The organism is Lysinibacillus sp. FSL M8-0134, assembly GCF_038069745.1.
In the GTDB taxonomy this organism is placed as follows: Bacteria; Bacillota; Bacilli; order Bacillales_A; family Planococcaceae; genus Lysinibacillus; species Lysinibacillus irui.
Map to the genome: position 1 here is coordinate 86,079 of NZ_JBBPAJ010000002.1, position 23,802 is coordinate 109,880.

19 protein-coding genes, 9 tRNA genes and 3 rRNA genes are annotated in these 23,802 nt (G+C 40.2%); 2 read left to right on the forward strand and 29 right to left on the reverse strand.

The window, feature by feature from the left end; all coding sequences use genetic code 11:
• Positions 1 to 48 precede the first annotated feature (48 nt).
• Together MKY49_RS20215 and MKY49_RS20220 are read right to left on the reverse strand one after the other, a co-directional pair.
• Positions 49 to 387 carry a hypothetical protein gene (locus MKY49_RS20215; protein WP_312507128.1) on the reverse strand — a complete coding sequence of 113 codons (339 nt, stop codon included), beginning with the start codon at positions 385 to 387 and terminating at the stop codon, positions 49 to 51.
• Between the two features lie 465 nt (positions 388 to 852).
• A tRNA-Asp gene (locus MKY49_RS20220) sits at positions 853 to 928 on the reverse strand.
• Between the two features lie 155 nt (positions 929 to 1,083).
• Here MKY49_RS20220 and MKY49_RS20225 point away from each other — a divergent pair.
• The gene (locus tag MKY49_RS20225) at positions 1,084 to 2,148 is read left to right on the forward strand and encodes a M24 family metallopeptidase (RefSeq protein WP_341386986.1); all 1,065 of its coding nucleotides are present in this window, start codon (positions 1,084 to 1,086) and stop codon (positions 2,146 to 2,148) included.
• Positions 2,149 to 2,240: 92 nt separating this feature from the next.
• Here MKY49_RS20225 and rrf read toward each other — a convergent pair.
• From rrf to acpS, 23 genes are all read right to left on the reverse strand, one after another.
• Positions 2,241 to 2,356 (reverse strand): 5S ribosomal RNA (rrf, locus tag MKY49_RS20230).
• A 187-nt stretch (positions 2,357 to 2,543) separates the two neighbouring features.
• Positions 2,544 to 5,471 (reverse strand): 23S ribosomal RNA (locus MKY49_RS20235).
• Positions 5,472 to 5,776: 305 nt separating this feature from the next.
• Positions 5,777 to 7,328: ribosomal RNA gene (locus tag MKY49_RS20240) — 16S ribosomal RNA — on the reverse strand.
• The 16S, 23S and 5S rRNA genes sit together here with 8 tRNA genes alongside, the layout of an rRNA operon.
• 197 nt (positions 7,329 to 7,525) lie before the next feature.
• Positions 7,526 to 7,599: transfer RNA gene (locus MKY49_RS20245), tRNA-Gly, on the reverse strand.
• A gap of 18 nt (positions 7,600 to 7,617) precedes the next feature.
• Positions 7,618 to 7,694: transfer RNA gene (locus tag MKY49_RS20250), tRNA-Arg, on the reverse strand.
• Between the two features lie 18 nt (positions 7,695 to 7,712).
• Positions 7,713 to 7,798, reverse strand: a tRNA-Leu gene (locus MKY49_RS20255).
• A 68-nt stretch (positions 7,799 to 7,866) separates the two neighbouring features.
• Positions 7,867 to 7,939: transfer RNA gene (locus MKY49_RS20260), tRNA-Lys, on the reverse strand.
• A gap of 15 nt (positions 7,940 to 7,954) precedes the next feature.
• Positions 7,955 to 8,029, reverse strand: a tRNA-Gln gene (locus tag MKY49_RS20265).
• Between the two features lie 5 nt (positions 8,030 to 8,034).
• Positions 8,035 to 8,110: transfer RNA gene (locus tag MKY49_RS20270), tRNA-Asp, on the reverse strand.
• Positions 8,111 to 8,140: 30 nt separating this feature from the next.
• Positions 8,141 to 8,212 (reverse strand) — tRNA-Glu (locus MKY49_RS20275).
• Between the two features lies 1 nt (position 8,213).
• Positions 8,214 to 8,290 (reverse strand) — tRNA-Asn (locus MKY49_RS20280).
• 88 nt (positions 8,291 to 8,378) lie between these two features.
• Entirely contained in the window at positions 8,379 to 8,840 is a 462-nt protein-coding gene (locus MKY49_RS20285; protein ID WP_274794674.1) for a SprT family protein, read from the reverse strand.
• A gap of 67 nt (positions 8,841 to 8,907) precedes the next feature.
• Positions 8,908 to 11,079 (reverse strand): Tex family protein, encoded by a 2,172-nt coding sequence (locus MKY49_RS20290; RefSeq protein ID WP_274794675.1) that lies wholly within the window; start codon positions 11,077 to 11,079, stop codon positions 8,908 to 8,910.
• Between the two features lie 122 nt (positions 11,080 to 11,201).
• The gene (sigB, locus tag MKY49_RS20295) at positions 11,202 to 11,987 is read right to left on the reverse strand and encodes an RNA polymerase sigma factor SigB (protein WP_274794676.1); all 786 of its coding nucleotides are present in this window, start codon (positions 11,985 to 11,987) and stop codon (positions 11,202 to 11,204) included.
• Positions 11,965 to 12,435 carry an anti-sigma B factor RsbW gene (gene rsbW, locus MKY49_RS20300; protein WP_274794677.1) on the reverse strand — a complete coding sequence of 157 codons (471 nt, stop codon included), beginning with the start codon at positions 12,433 to 12,435 and terminating at the stop codon, positions 11,965 to 11,967. Before rsbW ends, sigB begins: the two co-directional genes overlap by 23 nt.
• The gene (locus tag MKY49_RS20305; protein ID WP_322610598.1) at positions 12,435 to 12,767 is read right to left on the reverse strand and encodes an STAS domain-containing protein; all 333 of its coding nucleotides are present in this window, start codon (positions 12,765 to 12,767) and stop codon (positions 12,435 to 12,437) included. Before MKY49_RS20305 ends, rsbW begins: the two co-directional genes overlap by 1 nt.
• A 63-nt stretch (positions 12,768 to 12,830) precedes the next feature.
• Positions 12,831 to 13,781 carry a PP2C family protein-serine/threonine phosphatase gene (locus MKY49_RS20310; RefSeq protein WP_274797385.1) on the reverse strand — a complete coding sequence of 317 codons (951 nt, stop codon included), beginning with the start codon at positions 13,779 to 13,781 and terminating at the stop codon, positions 12,831 to 12,833.
• Between the two features lie 57 nt (positions 13,782 to 13,838).
• Positions 13,839 to 14,240 (reverse strand): anti-sigma regulatory factor, encoded by a 402-nt coding sequence (locus tag MKY49_RS20315; RefSeq protein WP_274794678.1) that lies wholly within the window; start codon positions 14,238 to 14,240, stop codon positions 13,839 to 13,841.
• Between the two features lie 468 nt (positions 14,241 to 14,708).
• Positions 14,709 to 15,059, reverse strand: coding sequence for a type II toxin-antitoxin system PemK/MazF family toxin (locus MKY49_RS20320; protein ID WP_004232054.1), 351 nt, complete (start codon positions 15,057 to 15,059; stop codon positions 14,709 to 14,711).
• A gap of 4 nt (positions 15,060 to 15,063) precedes the next feature.
• Positions 15,064 to 15,327 (reverse strand): hypothetical protein, encoded by a 264-nt coding sequence (locus MKY49_RS20325; protein WP_004232053.1) that lies wholly within the window; start codon positions 15,325 to 15,327, stop codon positions 15,064 to 15,066.
• 333 nt (positions 15,328 to 15,660) lie between these two features.
• Positions 15,661 to 16,782, reverse strand: a complete 1,122-nt coding sequence (gene alr, locus MKY49_RS20330; protein WP_312506960.1) for an alanine racemase — start codon at positions 16,780 to 16,782, stop codon at positions 15,661 to 15,663.
• A gap of 198 nt (positions 16,783 to 16,980) precedes the next feature.
• Complete coding sequence (locus MKY49_RS20335) at positions 16,981 to 18,039, reverse strand: LolA family protein (RefSeq protein WP_274794680.1); 1,059 nt, start codon at positions 18,037 to 18,039, stop codon at positions 16,981 to 16,983.
• Between the two features lie 124 nt (positions 18,040 to 18,163).
• Positions 18,164 to 18,517 (reverse strand): holo-ACP synthase, encoded by a 354-nt coding sequence (acpS, locus tag MKY49_RS20340; RefSeq protein WP_312506961.1) that lies wholly within the window; start codon positions 18,515 to 18,517, stop codon positions 18,164 to 18,166.
• Positions 18,518 to 18,581: 64 nt separating this feature from the next.
• On the opposite strand from acpS, the gene MKY49_RS20345 reads away from it, so the two are divergent.
• Positions 18,582 to 19,205 (forward strand): rhomboid family intramembrane serine protease, encoded by a 624-nt coding sequence (locus MKY49_RS20345; RefSeq protein ID WP_274794683.1) that lies wholly within the window; start codon positions 18,582 to 18,584, stop codon positions 19,203 to 19,205.
• Between the two features lie 56 nt (positions 19,206 to 19,261).
• Here the strand turns inward: MKY49_RS20345 and MKY49_RS20350 are convergent, their stop codons facing one another.
• The 4 genes from MKY49_RS20350 to MKY49_RS20365 all read right to left on the reverse strand — a co-directional run bounded on the left by MKY49_RS20350 (position 19,262) and on the right by MKY49_RS20365 (position 23,540).
• On the reverse strand, positions 19,262 to 19,837 hold the full coding sequence (locus tag MKY49_RS20350) for a GNAT family N-acetyltransferase (protein ID WP_274794684.1): 576 nt from the start codon (positions 19,835 to 19,837) through the stop codon (positions 19,262 to 19,264).
• A 108-nt stretch (positions 19,838 to 19,945) separates the two neighbouring features.
• Positions 19,946 to 21,421 (reverse strand): PH domain-containing protein, encoded by a 1,476-nt coding sequence (locus MKY49_RS20355; protein ID WP_322610599.1) that lies wholly within the window; start codon positions 21,419 to 21,421, stop codon positions 19,946 to 19,948.
• Positions 21,414 to 21,893: a PH domain-containing protein gene (locus tag MKY49_RS20360; protein ID WP_274794685.1), complete on the reverse strand. Its 480-nt coding sequence runs from the start codon at positions 21,891 to 21,893 to the stop codon at positions 21,414 to 21,416. Before MKY49_RS20360 ends, MKY49_RS20355 begins: the two co-directional genes overlap by 8 nt.
• A gap of 132 nt (positions 21,894 to 22,025) precedes the next feature.
• Entirely contained in the window at positions 22,026 to 23,540 is a 1,515-nt protein-coding gene (locus tag MKY49_RS20365; RefSeq protein ID WP_274794686.1) for a DEAD/DEAH box helicase, read from the reverse strand.
• Positions 23,541 to 23,802 lie beyond the last annotated feature (262 nt).

Consider the following 23,802-nt stretch of genomic DNA (forward strand, 5'->3'; position numbering starts at 1 on the left):
CATTGAATTAAAAAAACACGCCTTCTATTGTGAAGACGTGTCAACTATCTATCTATTGGAATGGCCTTTAACAGCAATAATCTCTTTATCAATTAGTTTATCATTCTTAAATTTCAATAAATAAGCCTGTGTCATCAGGATTTCATCATTCCACCGATATTCATTATTTTTGAGCTTTTTACCTGCGCCGCCTACTGTTTCTACTACTTCAATATATGACATATCATTTTTTAATTTCTCAAATTCTGCTTCATTCATATTTTTTTGCCAGTGATACGCATTTGATTCTTCTATCTCTATAATAGGATCTCCACAGCCTACCATCAATATCATGGAACCAATAAGCAAAGGTAAATAAAGACGTTTAAAAGAATAGTCTTTGCTCATATTAACACCTCCGTAGCCAATCCGATTACTTCTAATGTTTACCCCTAATTTTTATTTTAGAAACATATCTAATTTTACCTTATAGAAACGCCATCATTTATCGGTAATTTTTACTATCTTTAGATAATATTAAATATATGTAATAAGTTTTATTTATTACGCTTATAAAAAGCTTTTACAGCGATTAGACGTCTTTCTAAGAGAATTTGATGAGCTATTTAGGACGTTAGATGTTATTTTTTATAAAATAACGGTAGGTTCGTCATGAGTCCTTCGCCGACTATAAAGCTTTAAGCCCCAATGTTGATACGCTATGAACTAGGTCCTCATGAAGTTTAACATTGACGCTTCCAGCATATTTGAAAAAGTTCACTTTGGAGGTGTATAACTGAATGAATATCCGATTGAACACAAAAAAGCCCTTATGACTTTAACAATCATAAGGGCTATATATTTAATTATAAATGGCGGTCCCGACCGGGATCGAACCGGCGATCTCCTGCGTGACAGGCAGGCATGTTAACCGCTACACCACGGGACCTCTTTAAGACATTTATAAATATATCATAAAAAAATTAGATATGCAACAAATATTTTCATATTTTTTATTCAAAAATTATCTACGTATCTATTTTTTGTAGACTCTAAACATGATGCAAAATTTGCAGTATAGTTAACGTAAAGGGGGAAAATTATATGTCAAAATTAAACGAATTACGACAATCTTTACAAGGACAAGATACGGACGCAATTATTATTACAAACGCTCAGAATCGCCGTTATTTAACAGGGTTTACAGGCAGTGCAGGAACAGTTATCGTAACAAACACTCGCGCTCTCTTATTAGTAGACTTCCGCTATACACAACAGGCAAAGGATCAATGTAAAGCTTTTGAGGTTCTAGAAATTGATCGCAACCGTTTATATGAAACCATTCAGGAAATTTTTGAACAGGATTCAATTAAAACAGCAGGTTTTGAGCAACATCATGTTACATATCATAGTTATCAATTAATGAATAATAAATTGACAGCCACATTGAAGCCATTGTCTACTATTGTAGAAGATTTACGAAAGATTAAAACACCCGAAGAAATTGAAATAATAAAAAAAGCAGCATGGATTTCGGATGAGGCATTTAAATATATTTTAACTATCATTGAACCAGGCATTTCTGAACTTGATATTGCCCATGCATTAGAATCTCATATGCGAAAAAATGGTGCCACTGGGGCAGCCTTTGACATGATTATCGCTTCAGGTTATCGTTCAGCATTACCGCATGGTGTAGCGTCCTCTAAAGTAGTTGAGCAAGGTGATATGCTGATAATGGATTTTGGCGCTTATTTTCAAGGCTATCGTTCGGATATGACTAGAACGATTGCAATTGGGGAGCCATCAGACCACTTAAAGGAAGTATACCAAATCGTTTATGACTCTCTCCAACATGCCCTTTCCAAAATGAGAGCAGGTATTACAGGACGAGAGGCAGATAGCTATACTCGTGACTATATTACAGCAAAAGGTTATGGACATAATTATGGACATGGTGCAGGACATGGTATAGGATTAGATATCCATGAAAATATATTTATGTCTACGGTCTGTGAAGATATTCTAGAAGAGAATATGGTATTAACAGTTGAACCAGGTATTTATATACCAAATATAGGCGGCGTACGTATCGAGGATGACGTTATCATTAAGAAAGACGGTGTGGAAGTACTTACCCACTCTCCAAAGGAACTCATTATTTTATAAATAAACAATAACATCAAAGAATAATTACAAATGTAATTATTCTTTAATTTTTTAAATAAAAAAACAGCCAGCTCACAGCTGACTGCTTTCTTGCCTAGCGACGTCCTACTCTCACAGGGGGAAGCCCCCAACTACCATCGGCGCTAAAGAGCTTAACTTCCGTGTTCGGTATGGGAACGGGTGTGACCTCTTTGCCATCATCACTAGACTATATTCAATCTTCAATACACGGCGTATTACTGCGTCAGCTGCTCTCGCTCAATCAGACACGTACAGAAGTACGCTCCCTCAATCACTCGGTTGCTTCCTTGTTCTACTTGTGTCTTGAAGCTCTCATTTTTGAAAGGGTTGTTCTTTCAAAACTAGATAAACGTACATTGAATGCTTCAAACAATTTGGTTAAGTCCTCGATCGATTAGTATTCGTCAGCTCCATGTGTCACCACACTTCCACCTCGAACCTATCTACCTCATCGTCTTTGAGGGATCTTACTTACTTGCGTAATGGGAAATCTCATCTTGAGGGGGGCTTCATGCTTAGATGCTTTCAGCACTTATCCCGTCCACACATAGCTACCCAGCGATGCCTTTGGCAAGACAACTGGTACACCAGCGGTGTGTCCATCCCGGTCCTCTCGTACTAAGGACAGCTCCTCTCAAATTTCCTACGCCCACGACGGATAGGGACCGAACTGTCTCACGACGTTCTGAACCCAGCTCGCGTACCGCTTTAATGGGCGAACAGCCCAACCCTTGGGACCGACTACAGCCCCAGGATGCGATGAGCCGACATCGAGGTGCCAAACCTCCCCGTCGATGTGGACTCTTGGGGGAGATAAGCCTGTTATCCCCGGGGTAGCTTTTATCCGTTGAGCGATGGCCCTTCCATGCGGAACCACCGGATCACTAAGCCCGTCTTTCGACCCTGCTCGACTTGTAGGTCTCGCAGTCAAGCTCCCTTGTGCCTTTACACTCTACGAATGATTTCCAACCATTCTGAGGGAACCTTTGGGCGCCTCCGTTACCTTTTAGGAGGCGACCGCCCCAGTCAAACTGTCCGCCTGACACTGTCTCCTGCCCCGCTAAGGGGCATGGGTTAGAATTTCAATACAACCAGGGTAGTATCCCACCGACGCCTCCTTCGAAGCTGGCGCTCCGAGATCTCTGGCTCCTACCTATCCTGTACAAGTTGTACCAAAATTCAATATCAGGCTACAGTAAAGCTCCACGGGGTCTTTCCGTCCTGTCGCGGGTAACCTGCATCTTCACAGGTACTATAATTTCACCGAGTCTCTCGTTGAGACAGTGCCCAGATCGTTACGCCTTTCGTGCGGGTCGGAACTTACCCGACAAGGAATTTCGCTACCTTAGGACCGTTATAGTTACGGCCGCCGTTTACTGGGGCTTCAATTCGCAGCTTCGCTTGCGCTAACCACTCCTCTTAACCTTCCAGCACCGGGCAGGCGTCAGCCCCTATACGTCACCTTACGGTTTTGCAGAGACCTGTGTTTTTGCTAAACAGTCGCCTGGGCCTATTCACTGCGGCTCTCATGCGCTTGCACGCTCAAGAGCACCCCTTCTCCCGAAGTTACGGGGTCATTTTGCCGAGTTCCTTAACGAGAGTTCTCTCGCACACCTTAGGATTCTCTCCTCGACTACCTGTGTCGGTTTGCGGTACGGGCACCTCTCACCTCGATAGAGGCTTTTCTTGGCAGTGTGAAATCAGGAACTTCGTCCATACGGACTCGCCATCACAGCTCAACGTTACAGTGTGCGGATTTGCCTACACACACGCCTTACTGCTTGGACGCGCATAACCAACAGCGCGCTTACCCTATCCTACTGCGTCCCCCCATTTCTCAAACGGTGAGGAGGTGGTACAGGAATATCAACCTGTTGTCCATCGCCTACGCCTGTCGGCCTCGGCTTAGGTCCCGACTAACCCTGAGCGGACGAGCCTTCCTCAGGAAACCTTAGTCATACGGTGGACGGGATTCTCACCCGTCTTTCGCTACTCATACCGGCATTCTCACTTCTAAGCGCTCCACCAGTCCTTCCGGTCTGACTTCAACGCACTTAGAACGCTCTCCTACCACTGACATCGTAGATGTCAATCCACAGCTTCGGTGAATCGTTTAGCCCCGATACATTTTCGGCGCAGCGTCACTCGACCAGTGAGCTATTACGCACTCTTTAAATGATGGCTGCTTCTAAGCCAACATCCTGGTTGTCTGTGCAACGCCACATCCTTTTCCACTTAACGATTACTTTGGGACCTTAGCTGGTGGTCTGGGCTGTTTCCCTTTTGACTACGGATCTTATCACTCGCAGTCTGACTCCCGTGTATAAATATCTGGCATTCGGAGTTTGTCTGAATTCGGTAAACCGGGATGGCCCCCTAGTCCAAACAGTGCTCTACCTCCAGTATTCTCATCACGAGGCTAGCCCTAAAGCTATTTCGGAGAGAACCAGCTATCTCCAAGTTCGATTGGAATTTCTCCGCTACCCACACCTCATCCCCGCACTTTTCAACGTGCGTGGGTTCGGGCCTCCAGTAAGTGTTACCTTACCTTCACCCTGGACATGGGTAGATCACCTGGTTTCGGGTCTACGACCACGTACTATTTCGCCCTATTCAGACTCGCTTTCGCTGCGGCTCCGCCTTCTAAAGCTTAACCTCGCACGTAATCGTAACTCGCCGGTTCATTCTACAAAAGGCACGCTATCACCCATTAACGGGCTCTAACTACTTGTAGGCACACGGTTTCAGGATCTCTTTCACTCCCCTTCCGGGGTGCTTTTCACCTTTCCCTCACGGTACTGGTTCACTATCGGTCACTAGGTAGTATTTAGCCTTGGGAGATGGTCCTCCCGGATTCCGACGGAATTTCACGTGTTCCGCCGTACTCAGGATCCACTCAGGAGAGAACGAACTTTCGACTACAGGGCTTTTACCTGCTCTGGCGGACCTTTCCAAGTCGCTTCATCTAACTCGCTCTTTTGTAACTCCGTATAGAGTGTCCTACAACCCCAAGAGGCAAGCCTCTTGGTTTGGGCTCTTCCCGTTTCGCTCGCCGCTACTCAGGGAATCGATTTTTCTTTCTCTTCCTCCAGGTACTTAGATGTTTCAGTTCCCTGGGTCTGCCTTCAAGACGCTATGTATTCACGTCAAGATACTACGCGATTAAACGTAGTGGGTTCCCCCATTCGGAAATCTCCGGATCAAAGCTCACTTACAGCTCCCCGAAGCATATCGGTGTTAGTGCCGTCCTTCTTCGGCTCCTAGTGCCAAGGCATTCGCCGTGCGCCCTTAATAACTTAACCTACAGCTTTCAATACACATCGCATTTCGTTGTCAGCTTCACTCGTTCAATCAGTCACGTACTGAAGTACGCTCCTTCATTCACTCGATTGCTTCCTAGAACTGCTTGTGTCTTGAAACCTTACTAATGTTATTAAGCCTATAAAAAACTTAAAAAATAAATGTGTTTGTTACAATTTCAATGTCGTTTTATCCAGTTTTCAAAGAACAAGTTTTGAAGTATTTCATTCGGAAGAATGAACCTTCAAAACTGAACGCAAAACGTAATCTTACAAACCCTAGGTTTGTATTCCGAAATAATCCTTAGAAAGGAGGTGATCCAGCCGCACCTTCCGATACGGCTACCTTGTTACGACTTCACCCCAATCATCTATCCCACCTTCGGCGGCTGGCTCCAAAAGGTTACCTCACCGACTTCGGGTGTTACAAACTCTCGTGGTGTGACGGGCGGTGTGTACAAGGCCCGGGAACGTATTCACCGCGGCATGCTGATCCGCGATTACTAGCGATTCCGGCTTCATGTAGGCGAGTTGCAGCCTACAATCCGAACTGAGAACGACTTTATCGGATTAGCTCCCTCTCGCGAGTTGGCAACCGTTTGTATCGTCCATTGTAGCACGTGTGTAGCCCAGGTCATAAGGGGCATGATGATTTGACGTCATCCCCACCTTCCTCCGGTTTGTCACCGGCAGTCACCTTAGAGTGCCCAACTAAATGATGGCAACTAAGATCAAGGGTTGCGCTCGTTGCGGGACTTAACCCAACATCTCACGACACGAGCTGACGACAACCATGCACCACCTGTCACCGTTGCCCCCGAAGGGGAAACTATATCTCTACAGTGGTCAACGGGATGTCAAGACCTGGTAAGGTTCTTCGCGTTGCTTCGAATTAAACCACATGCTCCACCGCTTGTGCGGGCCCCCGTCAATTCCTTTGAGTTTCAGTCTTGCGACCGTACTCCCCAGGCGGAGTGCTTAATGCGTTAGCTGCAGCACTAAGGGGCGGAAACCCCCTAACACTTAGCACTCATCGTTTACGGCGTGGACTACCAGGGTATCTAATCCTGTTTGCTCCCCACGCTTTCGCGCCTCAGCGTCAGTTACAGACCAGAAAGTCGCCTTCGCCACTGGTGTTCCTCCAAATCTCTACGCATTTCACCGCTACACTTGGAATTCCACTTTCCTCTTCTGCACTCAAGTCCCCCAGTTTCCAATGACCCTCCACGGTTGAGCCGTGGGCTTTCACATCAGACTTAAAGGACCGCCTGCGCGCGCTTTACGCCCAATAATTCCGGACAACGCTTGCCACCTACGTATTACCGCGGCTGCTGGCACGTAGTTAGCCGTGGCTTTCTAATAAGGTACCGTCAAGGTACAGCCAGTTACTACTGTACTTGTTCTTCCCTTACAACAGAGTTTTACGATCCGAAAACCTTCTTCACTCACGCGGCGTTGCTCCATCAGGCTTTCGCCCATTGTGGAAGATTCCCTACTGCTGCCTCCCGTAGGAGTCTGGGCCGTGTCTCAGTCCCAGTGTGGCCGATCACCCTCTCAGGTCGGCTACGCATCGTCGCCTTGGTGAGCCGTTACCTCACCAACTAGCTAATGCGCCGCGGGCCCATCTTATAGCGACAGCCGAAACCGTCTTTCAGTGTTCCACCATGAGGTGGAACAGATTATTCGGTATTAGCCCCGGTTTCCCGGAGTTATCCCAAACTATAAGGTAGGTTGCCCACGTGTTACTCACCCGTCCGCCGCTAACGTCAAAGGAGCAAGCTCCTTCTCTGTTCGCTCGACTTGCATGTATTAGGCACGCCGCCAGCGTTCGTCCTGAGCCAGGATCAAACTCTCCATAAAAGAAATTTGATTAGCTCAAATTGTTTTGCTGGCATCAATTTTGATGTCCAAAATTTTGTTTTGTTCACTAGCCGAAACTAGTTACTTAAAACTTTATTGATTACGTTTTGCTTGTTCAGTTTTCAAGGTTCATAACGTCGTCTTTCAGACAACTTCTTTATGTTATCACACAACCATTTGGTTGTCAACACTTTTTTTGGAGCGGGTGATGAGAATCGAACTCACGACATCAGCTTGGAAGGCTGAGGTTTTACCATTAAACTACACCCGCGTATTTATTGTTTAAAATTGGCGCGCCCGGCAGGAGTCGAACCCACAACCTTCTGATCCGTAGTCAGACGCTCTATCCAATTGAGCTACGGGCGCATATAAAATTAAATGACTTGGTGCGGCCGAGAGGACTTGAACCTCCACGGGGTTGCCCCCACTAGGCCCTCAACCTAGCGCGTCTGCCGTTCCGCCACGACCGCATTCGATTAGTAACTTTCTCATTATACTACGATAACCAAAAAAGTCAACCTTTTTTCTTAAAATAAGATGAGCCATGAAGGACTCGAACCTTCGACCCTCTGATTAAAAGTCAGATGCTCTACCAACTGAGCTAATGGCTCAAATTAAGAAATGAATGGCTGGGGTACTAGGATTCGAACCTAGGCATGACGGAATCAAAATCCGTTGCCTTACCGCTTGGCTATACCCCAATAAGTGGCGGTCCCGACCGGGATCGAACCGGCGATCTCCTGCGTGACAGGCAGGCATGTTAACCGCTACACCACGGGACCAAATTATTGTAATTTAAAATATAAAGAAAATGACCCCTACGGGATTCGAACCCGTGTTACCGCCGTGAAAGGGCGGTGTCTTAACCACTTGACCAAGGGGCCATGGCTCCGAAGGCAGGACTCGAACCTGCGACAACCTGATTAACAGTCAGGTGCTACTACCAACTGAGCTACTTCGGAATAATCATGTAATGTTGTCGTCGTTATCTTGTCGACTTTTACTATTATAGGGACAACTTAATAAAACGTCAACTGTTTTTTTATTTTTTTACTCTAATAGTTTTAATCTCCCCAAACACTTGCTACAACAATACTTTTCAACATTCATTTTTATTTTTCGAACATATAATTGTTGGCAATTGACACAAGTATAAGTATAACGACGACTATATTTGGTAGTTGATGCTTTAGGAGGTTGTAAAACTGAGCAAAATCGAGGTGCATTTACTTTTTTTAATAATGCCCGAAAGTCTTGATCTCGATGTTGATACCCTTTACCTTCTATATGTAAATGATAATGACATAGTTCATGCAGGACTATACCTTCAATTTCCTTAACGCCATATAGCTCAAAGGCTTTAGGATTAATTTCTATATTATGGGATTGTAAAAGATACCGCCCTCCTGTTGAACGTAATCTAGCGTTAAAGTAGGCTTGATGTTGAAATGGCTTTTGAAAACTTTCCAAGGATAAGCGACGAACAAGCTGTTGTAATTCCTCATTGTTCATAATGATCACCTCTAACAACAAGAATACCACACTGCGTAGTATAGACAGTGTGGTAAAAATTTATTACTTATTCTAATGTTTGATTTTTAGGCGGAAGCATTGTTAAAGAAATACGCCCTTTATTTACGTCTATTTGTTCAACCCAAACAGTGACAATATCACCTAAAGCTACAACTTCTAATGGATGTTTAATGCGCTTAGTTTGTAGTTTAGAAATATGCACAAGTCCGTCTTGTTTCACTCCAATATCAACAAATGCACCGAAATCTACTACATTTCGAACTGTCCCCTGGAGCTCCATCCCTATTTTTAAATCTTCCATTTTCAACACATCGGTTTTCAGCAATGGTTGTGGGAAGGCATCACGTGGGTCTCGGCTTGGTTTCATTAAAGTATCCACGATATCTTGAATGGTCACAACGCCTATGCCAAGAACTTCACTTAACTTGTCAATATCTAAAGCTGCAATTGCTGCTTCTGCCTTGGATGTTCCGAGCTCTTTTTTATCTATTTGTGCCTCAGCTAAAATTTGCTCAGCAAGTTTGTAGCTCTCAGGGTGAATTCCCGTCGCATCAAATGGATTTTTTGCTTCAGGAACACGCAAGAATCCAATAGCTTGTTCATAAGTTTTAGCACCAAGCCTTGGAATCTTCTTTAATTGTGCTCGTGTAGTAAATTGACCATTTTCCTCTCGCATCTTCACGATATTCTCAGCAACTGTTTTCGATAAACCAGAAACATATTGTAAGAGTGATGAGGAAGCTGTGTTAACATCAACCCCCACTTGGTTAACAGCTGTTTCTACTATAAATGTTAGCGATTCATTTAATTTTTTTTGAGAAACATCGTGTTGATATTGACCTACCCCTACTGCTTTTGGTTCAATTTTCACCAACTCTGATAAAGGATCCTGCAAACGGCGTGCAATGGAAACAGCACTGCGTTGCTCAACCTGCAAATCAGGAAATTCTGCACGTGCAATATCAGACGCCGAGTAGACAGACGCTCCCGCTTCATTGACAATAACATAAGCCACATCGGTCGTAATTTCACTTAATACGTCCGCAATAAATTGTTCCGTTTCTCTGGATGCTGTTCCGTTACCGATTGCAATTATACTTATTGGATACTTAGCTAAAATACCTTTCACCGTAGCTTTAGATTTTGCCACATCGGGCTTAGGGGGATGTGGATAAATAGCTGTTACCTCTAGCATTTTCCCAGTTTCATCTACAACCGCTAGCTTACAGCCTGTGCGGTAAGCCGGGTCAACTCCCAATACATATTTCCCTTTCATTGGTGGTTGCAGTAATAAATTTCTTAAGTTTTCAGAGAAGATGTGAATAGCTTGAGCCTCCGCTTTTTCTGTAAGCTCATTTCGTAATTCTCTTTCAATAGAAGGCTGAATTAAACGCTTGTATGAATCTTCTATAGCTAGTTTAACTTCTGCAATAGCAGGAGATGAACCAGTGGCAGGTATCCATTCCTTCCACATAATCATTAATACTCGATCCACTGGTACATGGATTGAAACCTTTAAAACTTCTTCTTTCTCTCCTCTGTTGATGGCTAAAATACGGTGTGGAACGATACGACTAACAGGCTCTTCGTACTCGTAATACATTTCAAAAACATTTTTTTCATCAATTTCAGCATTTTTCACAGTTGTTACAAGGACTCCATCTTTCCATGAGTACGCACGGATTTTCTCACGAATTGCAGCATCATCAGCAAAACGTTCTGCTAAAATATCTCGAGCTCCCATTAGAGCTTCCTCTGTATTGGCAACTTGTTCATTATCTACAAAATCAACAGCTAATTGCTCTAATGTATCATTACTAAATGCTAATAGAAGGTCTGCCAGTGGTTCTAAGCCTTTTTCTTTCGCAACAGTTGCCTTTGTACGTCGTTTTTGCTTATACGGTCTGTATAAATCCTCCACGCGCTGTAAGACTGTTGCTGAAAGAATCGCCTTTTCTAATTCGGGCGTAAGTTTATCCTGTTCCTGAATTAAACGGATAACCTCCTCTTTCCGTTGTTCAAGTTGCTGTATGTAGTGATAACGATCCTCTACAGCTTTAATCTGCACTTCATCGAGAGATCCTGTTACTTCTTTACGATAACGCGCAATAAATGGTACCGTGTTTCCCTCTTCTAATAATTTTATAACAGCATCTACTTGCCCTGGTTTGACCGCTACATCTTTTGCAATGAGCTGTAACATTTGTTTTTGTTCCACATCATCACTACCCTTTTTCTTTTCATTTTACCATTACACTTTACTAAAAATGCAAAAAAATAGTCTACTCATATCTGTTTGAGTAGACTATTTTTTTGCATATTAACAAACCGATAGATAGATTAGAGCGAAACACTGCCACTCGCTAGAATAGCCTCTTGTAATTTCTTTATTGCTTTTCTTTGTATTCTTGATACATGCATTTGAGAAATTCCTAATCGTTCTCCAGCTTCTTTTTGACTAAGTTGCTCTAAATATGTAAGCTGAATAATCTGTTTTTCTCTCTCATTCAACACAACTAGCGCATCAGCAACGATCATTCGTTTATCAGTTATTTCGTAGCCGTCATCTTCTCTACCCAAAATATCGAATAACGTGACTGTACTACCATCTGAATCTGACTCTATCGAATGATCCATAGAAAGAGCTTGATAACTACGGCTCATTTCCATAGCTTCTAAAACTTCTTCTTCAGCAACCTCTAAGCGTTCTGCAATATCTTTAATAGAAGGAGAGCGCTGTAGTTCAATTGTCAGCGCCTCCACCGTTGATTTGATTCTCGGTCCTAGTTCTTTTATTCGTCTAGGCACGTGAACATCCCATGTTTTATCACGTAAAAATCGCTTAATTTCCCCAACTATCGTTGGCACCGCAAATGCCTCAAAACTACGACCAACATTCGGATCAAAACGTCTGATTGCACCTAATAAACCCAGCATCCCTACTTGAACAATATCATCATAGTAAGATTTACCATTCGAATATTTACGTGCTATTGATTCAACTAGATATCGATAATGAATCACTAAGTTTGTTTGTGCTTCATCATCCTCCGTTGACTGGTACAATTCAATCCACTTTAGTACATCTTCCTTGGATGAAGATTTATGTAGTGATTCTTTCGACATTTTTTTCCACCTGCTCCCTAGTGACATACTTTGTCATAAAGACAGTTACGCCACCATCGTTATTGATCATCACCTCATCCATCAAAGTTTCCATTAAATAAAGTCCTAAACCACCTTCTCTAAGCCCCGCAATACTTTCTTCAGGATGATATGGTCCAATCTTAGACTTGATCTCTTCGAAATTAAAGCTATTGCCATAATCCGCAATCATCATTTCCATTTTATTGTCGTATAGCGCACATCCAATGACAATTTCGCCTTCTTCATCTTCTTTATAAGCATGGTGAACAACATTCGTTACAGCTTCACTTGCTGCAATTTTTAAGTCTTCGATATCATCATAATTAAAACCGATCCTACTAGCTAAGCCCGAGACAGTTAATCGAATGACACTGACAAATTGCGGTTTAGCAGGAACTCTAATTTCAATATAGTCAAATTCCTTCATTATCTTAATTCCACCTTTTTATCAGTTTCGATATCCATCAAATCACTTAGTCCTGTAATTTCAAACAATCTTTTTAATCTATTTGATAAACCAACCAGCTTTACTTTGCCATTTTCACGTAACGCTCTTTTATAAAAGGCAACAAAAATCCCAAGACCTGTACTATCCATGTAATTTACCTTTGATAAATCAAGTTCAATCTCTAACCCTTCAGTTATCTTTACAGCTTCTAATTCCTCTCGTAATCCAGAAGCAGTAAATGTATCAATTTCACCTTCAACAAAACCAAATAATTTATGATCAATTTCTTTAAAATGTATTGTCACGTCCATATAGCACACCTCCACCATATTTGTTAGACTATTTTCTCTTCCCTGTTCAATTAAAACGTAAACCTATTTTTTTAAAATAACTACAGTAAAATCATCAGTTAGTTTAAAATTCTGCACTTTCTCTATTTCCTTATAAAGAATTTGGCACAATTGCTGAGCTGTTAAATGCTTATTCTCCTTAATTAAAGCAGTAATAACCTCTCGTGAATTTAAGCTTTCCTGTGCTCTAAATTCTGTTACTCCATCCGTCATCATAATTACTAAATCATTTTCTTCTAAAACGATTTCATGAAACGAATATGTTGTTTCTGGCAATACACCAAGTAATAAACCTTTAGCATCTAAGGAAATAAATTGATCTTCCTTAGCACTGTAATGCAACGCTGGCTCGTGACCTGCTGAGGCGTAGGCAAAGATATTTTGTTGTACATCTAAGCACCCATAAAACATGGAAACAAACATACTATCATCTACACCTTTTTCTATTACCCTATTAATAACTTCTAAAACATAGGAGGGATCTTTATATGCATATACCAATGTTTCAAGACCATACTTCACCATCGACATACATAAAGCCGCCGGCACTCCCTTTCCAACAACATCTGTTACAGCTACACTTAAATATTCGTCACCGTCATGAAAAAAATGGACATAGTCTCCATTCATTTTACGTATCGGAACCGAAATCATTCCTATATCAAAACTTTGTAGCTGTGGTACATGTGTTTTCAATTGAGTATTTTGAATGTTTGTTGCTATTTTCATTTCCATCTCATATTCTGCTTGTTTTTGCAGTAAGCTTTGGTGCTCTCTATGGGCCATGCCATAATGCACCATTACTTCAATAAGAAAATCATAGGCTGGTTGTGTTTCATTCATTTGATTAGGGAATATTTGTTCAACAGCATTTTTGTGAATACTAACAACATCCTCTGGAGATATATTTTTTTGAATTAACTGACGTGTGAAATTTTGAGCGATATATAAATTTCTTTCAGTTTGATTAACAATAAAATCTGATAATATTTTTCTATACTGTGCTTCTAATTGTTTCAATTTCTTCACGTCCTAACGCAACCATTTTTCCGCCCTTATTGTTGTACCTACCCCAACTACAGATTGAATATCTAAGCTGTCCATCAATCGCTTAACGCCCGGTAAACCAGCGCCTAGCCCTCCAGAAGTAGAATAGCCTTCTCCCATTACTTTTCGAACATCTTCAATACCTGGTCCTTGATCAGTTGCAATAACCACTATTTTCTTTTCAGTTTCCGTCTCAATTCTTTCAATCTCAATTCTACCAATACTCGCATATAAATATATATTTCTTGCTAATTCACTTACTGCTGTGGTGATGCGAGCCTGATCAACAGTGCCAAATCCAAGTGCTTTTGCTTCCTTGCGCCCCAGTTGTCTTGCTGCAACAATATCCCATTCTGTAATAATTTCAACCGAAGACTTACATGTCACTGCTGTCCCTCCATTTCCTTACGGAGTAATACTCTTACACTTTAGTTCGACCTGACTTCATATAAATTTAATAACCTCTATAGAATGGAATATTCTATGTAAAATTTCATATACCTTTTAAGAATTTTTTCAAAAATCTATTTTTATTACAAATCTTGAATATATCTTAAAACTTTTTGTATTATTTATCAATTACACCTTAGCGCTATTACTTCCGGATTTTTTCGAGCTTGATTGAAAAGTCCTACTACAATATTCGTACCTTTAGCTGGAGTATTTTTTAACCTTAGCAGTTCTATTGTTCTGAAAATGAATCATCAGGCACAATTAACTTTCATGTCTGTAGAGAGATAAAAGCAAATTTAAGTAAATTAGTAAGTTGAAATTATGGTAAAAAGGTACTGAGGATGTCGAACAAAAAAAGCATCGAGATTTAATTATCTCGATGCTTCTATACACATATGTATATCAAAATTTAACCAGACCTAAACTAATCATCAACGCCCCATCTACTTTTTCCATCACAGCATGATCAAGTTGCGTAATACGATCCGTCAATCTTGACTTATCAATTGTCCGCACTTGTTCTAGCAAAATAACCGAATCACGTTCAAAACCATACTTTTCAGCATTGATTTCAACGTGTGTCGGTAACTTTGCCTTTTGAATCTGTGCAGTGATAGCTGCGATGATGACAGTCGGACTAAATCGATTGCCAATATCATTTTGAATAATCAGCACCGGTCTAGTGCCTCCTTGCTCAGAACCTATTACCGGTGATAAGTCTGCAAAAAAAACGTCACCACGTTTTACATTCAAAGTGTCATCCCCCGCTAACGAGACGCTCCACCATATGCTGTGCTTCATATTCTGCATGCAAGCATTCACTCGCAATCATTAAATTAATATGAGACATTTCAACATATCCTTTTATCATAGCTTCCCGTATTTGATTTGGTTGCTCCTGCATTAAATTTTTGCGCGCCAAAATACGCACAAAAGATTCACCTTCAATTACTTCCTTTGTTTGTAGAAATAGTCTGTCTTGAACAGCAATTGTAGCTTCTCTTAACTTTTTCTCGTACACAGCAAGCACCTCCAACGGAACCATACACTTTTCATTACTTCCCATTCTATCATTGAAAGATATTGTTGAAAAGACATGAAATGACAAAATATCTGACAATTTGAAGTACAAATTGTAAAAATATGTTGGTTGTCGAAGGTATATGCTGAATAATTATCATTGCAATACGTTTCCAAATATGAGTCACTTAAAGTTTGAAATGAAACAAAGTTCTCCAGTTTGTTTGCTTGCTAAATTCAACTTTTTATGTCGGAACGTTACTCTTTACACTACATTGAAACTATTCAAGAGAATGATTACTATCTATAAGAGACTATTTCTTATGAAGATTAATTAAAAGTATATTCTAGGAACTCTTGCAGTTATAATGCATGGTACTTCATAATTAATTGTATCAAGTTTAGTTGCCCATTCATCAACAGAAATTACACTCTGCCCTTGTTGGCCAATGAGTGTTACCTTCTCACCTATAGCATATGCTTTTGGTAGTGCAACCATACATTGGTCCATACAAATTCGTCCGATAATCGGCATTCTTTGGCCATCAATTAATACCTCTTGTCCGCCCAACTTGCGAATAACACCATCCGCGTAGCCAATCGGAATCGTTCCTATCCACATATCTGTTGGAGCAACATATGTAGCTCCATATCCAACCGAATCACCTGATTTGATTTGCTTCACATGAACAAGTTCACTTTCAAGCGCAAATGCAGGATGTAATGGAAATGGTAAATTGCTTTCCACGTAAGATGAAGGTGCTAATCCATACATAGAAATTCCATATCTAACAGCGTCATATTGTAAGTGTGAATCCTTTATAAAGGAGGCTGCTGTATTGGCTGCATGAACAAGTCTAGGCTTAAAAGGCATTTCGGATAAACATCTCTCAAATAACTGTACTTGCTGATTAAAGTAAGTTGTTTCTTCTTCATCTGCTGTTGCAAAATGTGTAAAAATTCCATCAATTTCCACGTTATCTATAGACTGTATTGTTTGATATAGGGCTAATAATTCTTGCTCTGAGCGAATGCCTATTCTCCCCATCCCGCTATCTACTTTTATATGTAGTCGTAAAGGAAGTGATTCGTTTGCTAACAGAGGAGCAGCTTGCTGAATCCAATCTTCTGCAAAGACTGTAAGAATTATACGCTGCTGTGCAGCATATGGCGCAAATGAAACTGGAGATGCTCCTAATACTAGTATGTCTGGTTCTTCAAAATGTGCTCGAATATGTAATGCCTCATCGGGCGTAGCAACCGCAAGAATTGTGGCACCAGCCTCAAGAGCTGCCCTTGCAACAGCTACATCTCCGTGACCGTATGCATTTGCCTTTACTACAGCAATTATTTGAACATTAGGTTGTAAAAACTCTTTTAAATTTTTAACGTTTTGTTGGATTGCTTTCAAATTTATCATTGCTTTGGTTGGTCGAAAATATTGCTGTGTCTTCATAAGAATACCCTCTTTATTTTTAATTAAAACATTATGTATTACATACATTTCATTTTTAGCTTGTCCAATAGTAAGAGAAATTATTTTATTATTTTCACTTTAAACAATGTGACTTAACAATTTCTAAACGGTGAAAACTACTTTCATATTGGCAATAAGCTACAGCCTTCATTTTTGAAAGCTGTAGCTAGAAAGTTACTACTTCATACTACTTATCGTCATGGATGTAGCAACTTCAATCATTTCTTCTCGTGTTAATTTGCTTGAAGCTACAAAGAATTCAACACCATCTTTTTCCCAACTAATCGATGTATCTGTAATAGCACCAATTGTAAAGCCTAGGTCAACAGGATCACCAGGTGATGCAACTGGCAACATTGCGCTTTCCTTCGTAACTGGTTGTTGCATAACTGTAAATGCCTTTTCACCATCGAATGTTAAGATAACTCTTTCCATTCCACCTTCCTGCACAACTTTCTCATTAGCCAACTGTGCCCAACTTAAGACAGGATAATGTGTTTGGAATTCTTGATATTCAACCTCTGCACCAACAGCTTCTTTGTCGTCTTGTTCTTCTTGCCCCTCTTTGTCAGTAGGTGTAGCTTGTTCACCTTTCGTGTTATCTTTATCTGTAAATTGCTCAACTGCATACTCTTTTGCAGCATGTTGTACACCTAGCTTAATTTTCTTAAAGTTAATGCGAATTTGTTCTTCTTTTACATCATTCATAATGACAACAGAAGTTGGCAATAGCGTTTTCTTATCTACTGTAATCACTTGATGAGGCATACTATTCTTATAGCTGTTTCTAGTAGCCGCTTCAAATATATATGCTTTTTCTTCCTCTTTCATGACAAGATTTTTATCTTCCGCTAAATCTTCTGCTAGAGCTCCAATTAAATAGGCTTGACTATTTTTCTTCGGCCAATCGCTTTGGAACTTATACATTTTGTTTAATGTCGGTGTTACAACAAAAACGCCATCAGCATTACGCACAATCATTTGTGAAACATCTTTCCCACTTTCCATTACCTCTACTCGATAGAAATCTGGTTTTGTATGCCATACTGTAACATCATAATTTCTTGGCTCTCCTCCAGATTTAATCTCCATCGTTGCATTTAACTCATAGCCATTAGTCTCTGCCCATTTACCATTCACTTTCTTCAACACTTTTTCCTGTGAGGCTGCACCACATGCCGACAGAAGTAATATCGTACAAAGTAAGACGAGCCATTTAACTATACGGTTGCCCACGCTTTCACCCTTTCTTCTTTCAAATCCACTACGACAATATATGAACCGTATTTGTCAGTTATGTCATTTGAAGAAAGAGCAATATATTTAAATTTCTAAGCCAACCTTTTAGACAAGTTAAACATTATTCTAATAAGATTACTTGAGCGGCTGCATATTGCTTGGAATGTGTAATACTAACAAATCCATTGACAAGCTCCCCTTTAAAATATAAAATCGGATTCCCTGCCTCCCCCTTTAATATCTCCATATCATGGAGCTTACATTGTTCCCCAAGGCCAGTTCCCATCGCTTTCGAAAATGCTTCTTTAGCAGCAAATCGTCCTGCCAAAAATTCTATTTTACGAGTTTCTGAATAGGCTTCAAATAAACTTTTTTCCTTATCGGTTAGAATACGGTCTTTAAATTTATTTGTACGTTTCATCGCTTTTGCAATACGGTCTATTTCTACAATGTCGAGACCAATTCCCTTAATCATATGACCTTCTCCTTTACCAATTTCCAACAAGGCATGTATAATAAATGTAAGTTGAGGTGGAGCCATGTTTAGTAGAACAGAAAATTTTAAGCAATACACAAAGTATTACCCTATTGTTTCAACGTTAATAGCAATTAATCTAATTCTCTATGTATTGTCTCTTTTACCCGGCATAGGAACACTTTTGTGGAATTTCGGAATCCAAGCAAATTTCCTGATTCAAAGTGGTGAATGGTGGCGTGTATTTTCTGCAATGTTTTTACATGCAGGATTTATGCATACGTTTTTTAATATGTTTTCATTATATCTCTTTGGACCAGAGCTAGAAAAAATCGCAGGCAAAGCACGCTTCATTACAATTTATTTAGTTTCAGGCATTGTAGGCAACATGGCAACCTATGTATTCTATGATAGTAGTTATACGAGTCTTGGTGCAAGTGGGGCTATTTTTGGTATTTTTGGTGCTTTTGGGGCATTGGTTTACTATACGCGTCGTACAATGCCAATGCTTCGTAAGCTCATTTTACCAATCATCGTCATCAGTGTCATTATGACTTTTCTTCAACCAAATGTGAATGTCTATGCACATTTAGGCGGTTTAGTAACAGGGTTCATTCTAGGACTTGTCTATTTACATCCGAAAAGAATCTTAAGCTGGCGTAAACAGAAAATGGCGGGTAGACCATAACATCTAAAAAGGAGCAGCTCATAACAGGCAGCTCCTTTTTTGTTACATAACTTCAGCTACAAAACTACTGTAGCTTCATTTGCCATCTTTATTTTTTTCCATTCCGCTGCTGTTATACCATAAACTACTTGATCCACATGATGATCATAAAGCCATTCCGCATCCCTTAGGCGCCCTTCCTCATGGAAGCCTAGCACCTTTGGAATTGTACGACTACGAATATTTCCTACAGCTACACGTACCTCAATACGATTTAACTTTAAATAGTAAAAAGCATAATCAATCAATGCTTTCATGGAATTCGTTACAAGTCCCTTACCCACAAATTCATTCCCTAACCAGTAGCCAATGCTTGTCCATTTATGCTGCCAGTTGATTTGATGATACCCTATCACACCCGCTAGCTTTCCATCATAGTATATCCCCGCCTGTATACCATTGTGATCAGCATATTGTTGCATAGCCCTTTTTACAAATCGCTCGGTATCTGTTACTGTTTTGACATCATCTACAAAAGGTAACCATTCACGTAATGTATCCCTTGAACGGTCAGTTAAGGCAAATAATTCATCTACATCACTTAAATCCAATAGCTTCAGATAAGCACTTTCATTAATAACATATTTAAACAAAGTCCCACCCCTTTTGTTTTATTTATTTTATTATAAACGCAGAAATAGTTTTTTGTATCTAAAAAAGCCAATCCTACCATAAAATTGTAAGAATTGGCTTTTTGTTAATTAATGTTCATACCACGTTAAGATCTTTTCCGCATCTTGTTGCTCAAGGCTTGATACACTTCCTTTTGTACCTGTTGCCCCTGACATTACTGTTGCTTTAATAGACATAACATTCTTTCGTTTTTGAAAGAACGATTGTGTACTTTCAATAGACTGTATTCGTTTTTTCTCCATGATCAATGTAATTCGACTAAATACTCGATACTGCATAGCTAGTTGTTTTCCATTAATTTGGAAACCCGCTGTTTTATGTTGCCATATACCAAGTAGTATCGTTAATGGGATTAATAGCAACGACAATAGTCCATATGGATAAAAGAAATAACTACATGCACCTATAACAGGGACTAACCAAATAAAATCAATACGATAAAAGAATGGTCTCGCATTTTTTGGTGATCGAATAAATGTTGGATTCCAATCCATATCTGGGAAAAGCTGATCTAATGTTTGCAAACAATCATGCTTCTTAATAAGTGGAAACAACGTAATTTTTTTATCATTTCCATCTTCACCGTTACCTCCAGCACTTTCTACAACCACCGTAGCAAATCCTGTTAATTGACGTAATGGATTTTCAACAATACGAATGGCTTGAATTCGATTCAATGGCAGCGTTATACGCTTTTTCTCTAAAAGACCTTTTGTGATAATCAGTTTATTATCTTCAATACGAACCGTGTAATCATAATAGTTAATCAATGTTATGACCACCGATACAACCCAAGCTACAATTAAAACCAACATTACCGTTAACGCTATTAAAAATGCACCGACTTTCACAAAGTCAGCTAACTCATGAAAAACTGTTTCATACGGTATAATATCGGAAAACTGTGAGGCAACAGCTGCAAGACCTGACAGTACCACGCCAATTCCACCAGATGTTGTTGCTAATACGAGTAAATCACGCATGGACATATGGTAAATCGTTGGAGTTGATCTAGCTTCCTCCATGATCTGTACTTGCTCTTGATCATCCCGTTGTAGAACTGTTTCATTTTTAGCGCGACGCATTTCTAATTCAATAACATCTGCTGCGGCTTTGCGAATGGCTGTTAGCTCGACCTCAGGTTTACCTCCCTTACTACCAGCCGTTTCTACTTGAACTTTCACTAAACCAAAAAGACGATGAAAAATACCCTCGTTGTAATTTAAGCTTTGAATGCGTTCAAATGGAATATAACGCTTCTTTTTAACAAATAACCCATATGTTACACGTAACTCCCCGTCTTCAAACCAGTAAACAAATGTCCGCCATTTTATAATTCCCCCAATGAGCGCAAGAAGGGCCGCGACTCCCCACACTCCGAAAAGTAAAATCGTATCAAAAAAATGGTCACTACGGAAGTTTAAAGAAAAATTAAAGCCGTTACTTACGATAATAATCACAATTGGTAATATCATACTTTTTAATGCTTTGACGCTCGTAATCACAGCAGATATTGGATGTAAACGATTAATCTCCTTAGACATCATCTTCAGCCACCCTTGCTAAATCAGAGATACGAGCACGAAGTAAATCTGCTTCACCCATTACAAGTGCTGGAATCGTATGTACAGTTGCTGCTGTTGAGATAGAAATATTACCTAAGTCGTATTTTTTTAAAATCGGCCCTTGTGTCGTATCAACATGTTGAACCCGAACCATTGGGATTAAAGTCCGTTTCACTACAAATAAACCATGTTGTACTTCAATTTCATGTTCTCGGACCTCATAACGCCATCGTTCCCATCTTATTTTTGGGAATAAAAATATGGATAATATGGCGCTTAGTATTACTACTGCACCAGCAACGAAATAAATAAATGATGGCCAATCAAAATAATAAGTACCGTAGCTTACTAGCCCCGCTATAATGAATAGCACCAATGTTTGTATGACTCCATATAAACGCCACACAGTTAGCCCTTTTCTGGATATTTGATGAATCGGTTGTGATCTCATAGTCGTTCCCCTCGCTTTCTTCATTAGGTATACGGATTTAGTTACCTTTTTGTTTCAACTATAGCCGAAAAAAACCTTACAGCCAATAAGACTGTAAGGTTTAACATAAAGATTACGTATATTTGATTAAGATTAGTCTTCGTGACGGCGTGGAGAACGAGAACGACCTTGTCCACCTTCACGACGTCCGCCTTCACGGCGACCACCTTCGCGACGGCTGTTGCGGCGATCTCCACTGCGAGCATTGTCACGACGTCCGCCATAGCTACGGTTACTGCGGCCACGGTCACCACCACCACGATTATTGCTAGAACGTTCACGTCGCATTGGTAATGGACGTTCTTCTGTGATTGTTACCGGTGTATCATCTGGCTCTTTCGTTAACGAGCGAAGAGCAGCTGCCACAACATCAATTGCTTCATGATTTTCAAGTAATTCCGCTGCAAATGTGCGGTAATCACCTAAATTATTATTAGCAATAAGACCTTCAAGTGTTTCTACAGCTAAACGTTGTTGACCTTCTAATGCTTCATCAGATGTTGGTGGACGAAGTGGTGTCATACGTTTTTTCGTTGTTTCTTCTACAATACGTAAGTAACCCATTTCACGTGGAGTAACAAATGTTACAGCAAGACCTGATTTACCCGCACGGCCAGTACGTCCGATTCGGTGAACATAAGATTCTGGATCTTGAGGGATATCAAAGTTGTAAACATGTGTTACACCAGAAATATCAAGTCCACGAGCTGCTACATCTGTCGCAACAAGAATATCAATTTTATTTTCTTTAAATTGACGTAATACAGAGATACGCTTCGCTTGACTTAAATCACCATGAATACCTTCAGCTAAATATCCACGAATTGATAGGGCCTGTGCAAGCTCATCTACACGACGTTTTGTACGACCAAAAATAATCGCAAGCTCTGGCTGGTGAACATTTAAAAGACGAGATAAAATATCGAACTTTTCACGTTCAGCTGACTTAACAAAATATTGATCAATATTGTCTACAGTCAATTCTTTCGCTTTAATTTTCACAATTTCTGGATCGCGCATAAATGTTTCTGCAATTTTACGGATTGCTGGTGGCATTGTTGCTGAGAACAATAATGTTTGACGCTCAGCAGGCACGTTTTCTAAGATCGAATTAATATCATCGATAAAGCCCATGTTTAACATTTCATCTGCTTCATCTAATACTAATGTTTGAACATCTTCTAATTTTAACGTACGACGATTAATATGATCAATAATACGTCCTGGCGTACCAACAATGATTTGAGGTCTATTTTTCAGTGCACGAATTTGACGGCCAATTTCTTGACCTCCGTAAACTGATAATAATTTTACGCGTTTGTCATAACCAATTTTATATAGCTCTTCAGAAACTTGAATAGCTAACTCACGAGTTGGTGCGATGACTAACGCTTGAATATTAGGGTTTTTTGGATCGATTTTTTCAATTAGTGGAATCCCGAAAGCGGCAGTTTTACCAGTACCAGTTTGTGCTTGACCTAATACGTCACGGCCTTCAATCGCAAAACGAATAGTACCTTCTTGGATTGGTGTTGCTTCTTCAAATCCCATACGCTTTACTGAGCGTAATGTAGATTCGCTAATATTTAATTCTGAAAAATTTGTCAAACTTCTCAATCTCCTTTTTTTCCTTTTAAGTTGACAAATGGTTACATTTTCAGATGAAGTTGTCGGCAAATTCGAGCCTGTGTAGTGGAACGTTTCCGTTACTTAAAAATTTTCTCTACATGATAGTTCATATAGAGCTCTCTTATATGAAAAGGAAAGCCCGGTCTTTACCGAGCGGTTCGATTCTGTCGTAATTATTCACTTTAGAATAAAACCGTTATGTTTCAAAAAAAAGTACTCTTCAACCAAATATGAAGAGTCT

Excerpts from the sequence above, each read along its gene's own strand:
- MKY49_RS20215 (WP_312507128.1), bottom strand. The coding sequence starts at position 387 with ATGAGCAAAGACTATTCTTTTAAACGTCTTTATTTACCTTTGCTTATT.
- MKY49_RS20225 (WP_341386986.1), top strand. The coding sequence starts at position 1,084 with ATGTCAAAATTAAACGAATTACGACAATCTTTACAAGGACAAGATACG.
- MKY49_RS20285 (WP_274794674.1), bottom strand. The coding sequence starts at position 8,840 with ATGAACAATGAGGAATTACAACAGCTTGTTCGTCGCTTATCCTTGGAA.
- sigB (WP_274794676.1), bottom strand. The coding sequence starts at position 11,987 with ATGTCGAAAGAATCACTACATAAATCTTCATCCAAGGAAGATGTACTA.
- rsbW (WP_274794677.1), bottom strand. The coding sequence starts at position 12,435 with ATGAAGGAATTTGACTATATTGAAATTAGAGTTCCTGCTAAACCGCAA.
- MKY49_RS20305 (WP_322610598.1), bottom strand. The coding sequence starts at position 12,767 with ATGGACGTGACAATACATTTTAAAGAAATTGATCATAAATTATTTGGT.
- alr (WP_312506960.1), bottom strand. The coding sequence starts at position 16,782 with ATGAAGACACAGCAATATTTTCGACCAACCAAAGCAATGATAAATTTG.
- acpS (WP_312506961.1), bottom strand. The coding sequence starts at position 18,517 with ATGATTAAGGGAATTGGTCTCGACATTGTAGAAATAGACCGTATTGCA.
- MKY49_RS20345 (WP_274794683.1), top strand. The coding sequence starts at position 18,582 with ATGTTTAGTAGAACAGAAAATTTTAAGCAATACACAAAGTATTACCCT.
- MKY49_RS20355 (WP_322610599.1), bottom strand. The coding sequence starts at position 21,421 with ATGTCTAAGGAGATTAATCGTTTACATCCAATATCTGCTGTGATTACG.
- MKY49_RS20360 (WP_274794685.1), bottom strand. The coding sequence starts at position 21,893 with ATGAGATCACAACCGATTCATCAAATATCCAGAAAAGGGCTAACTGTG.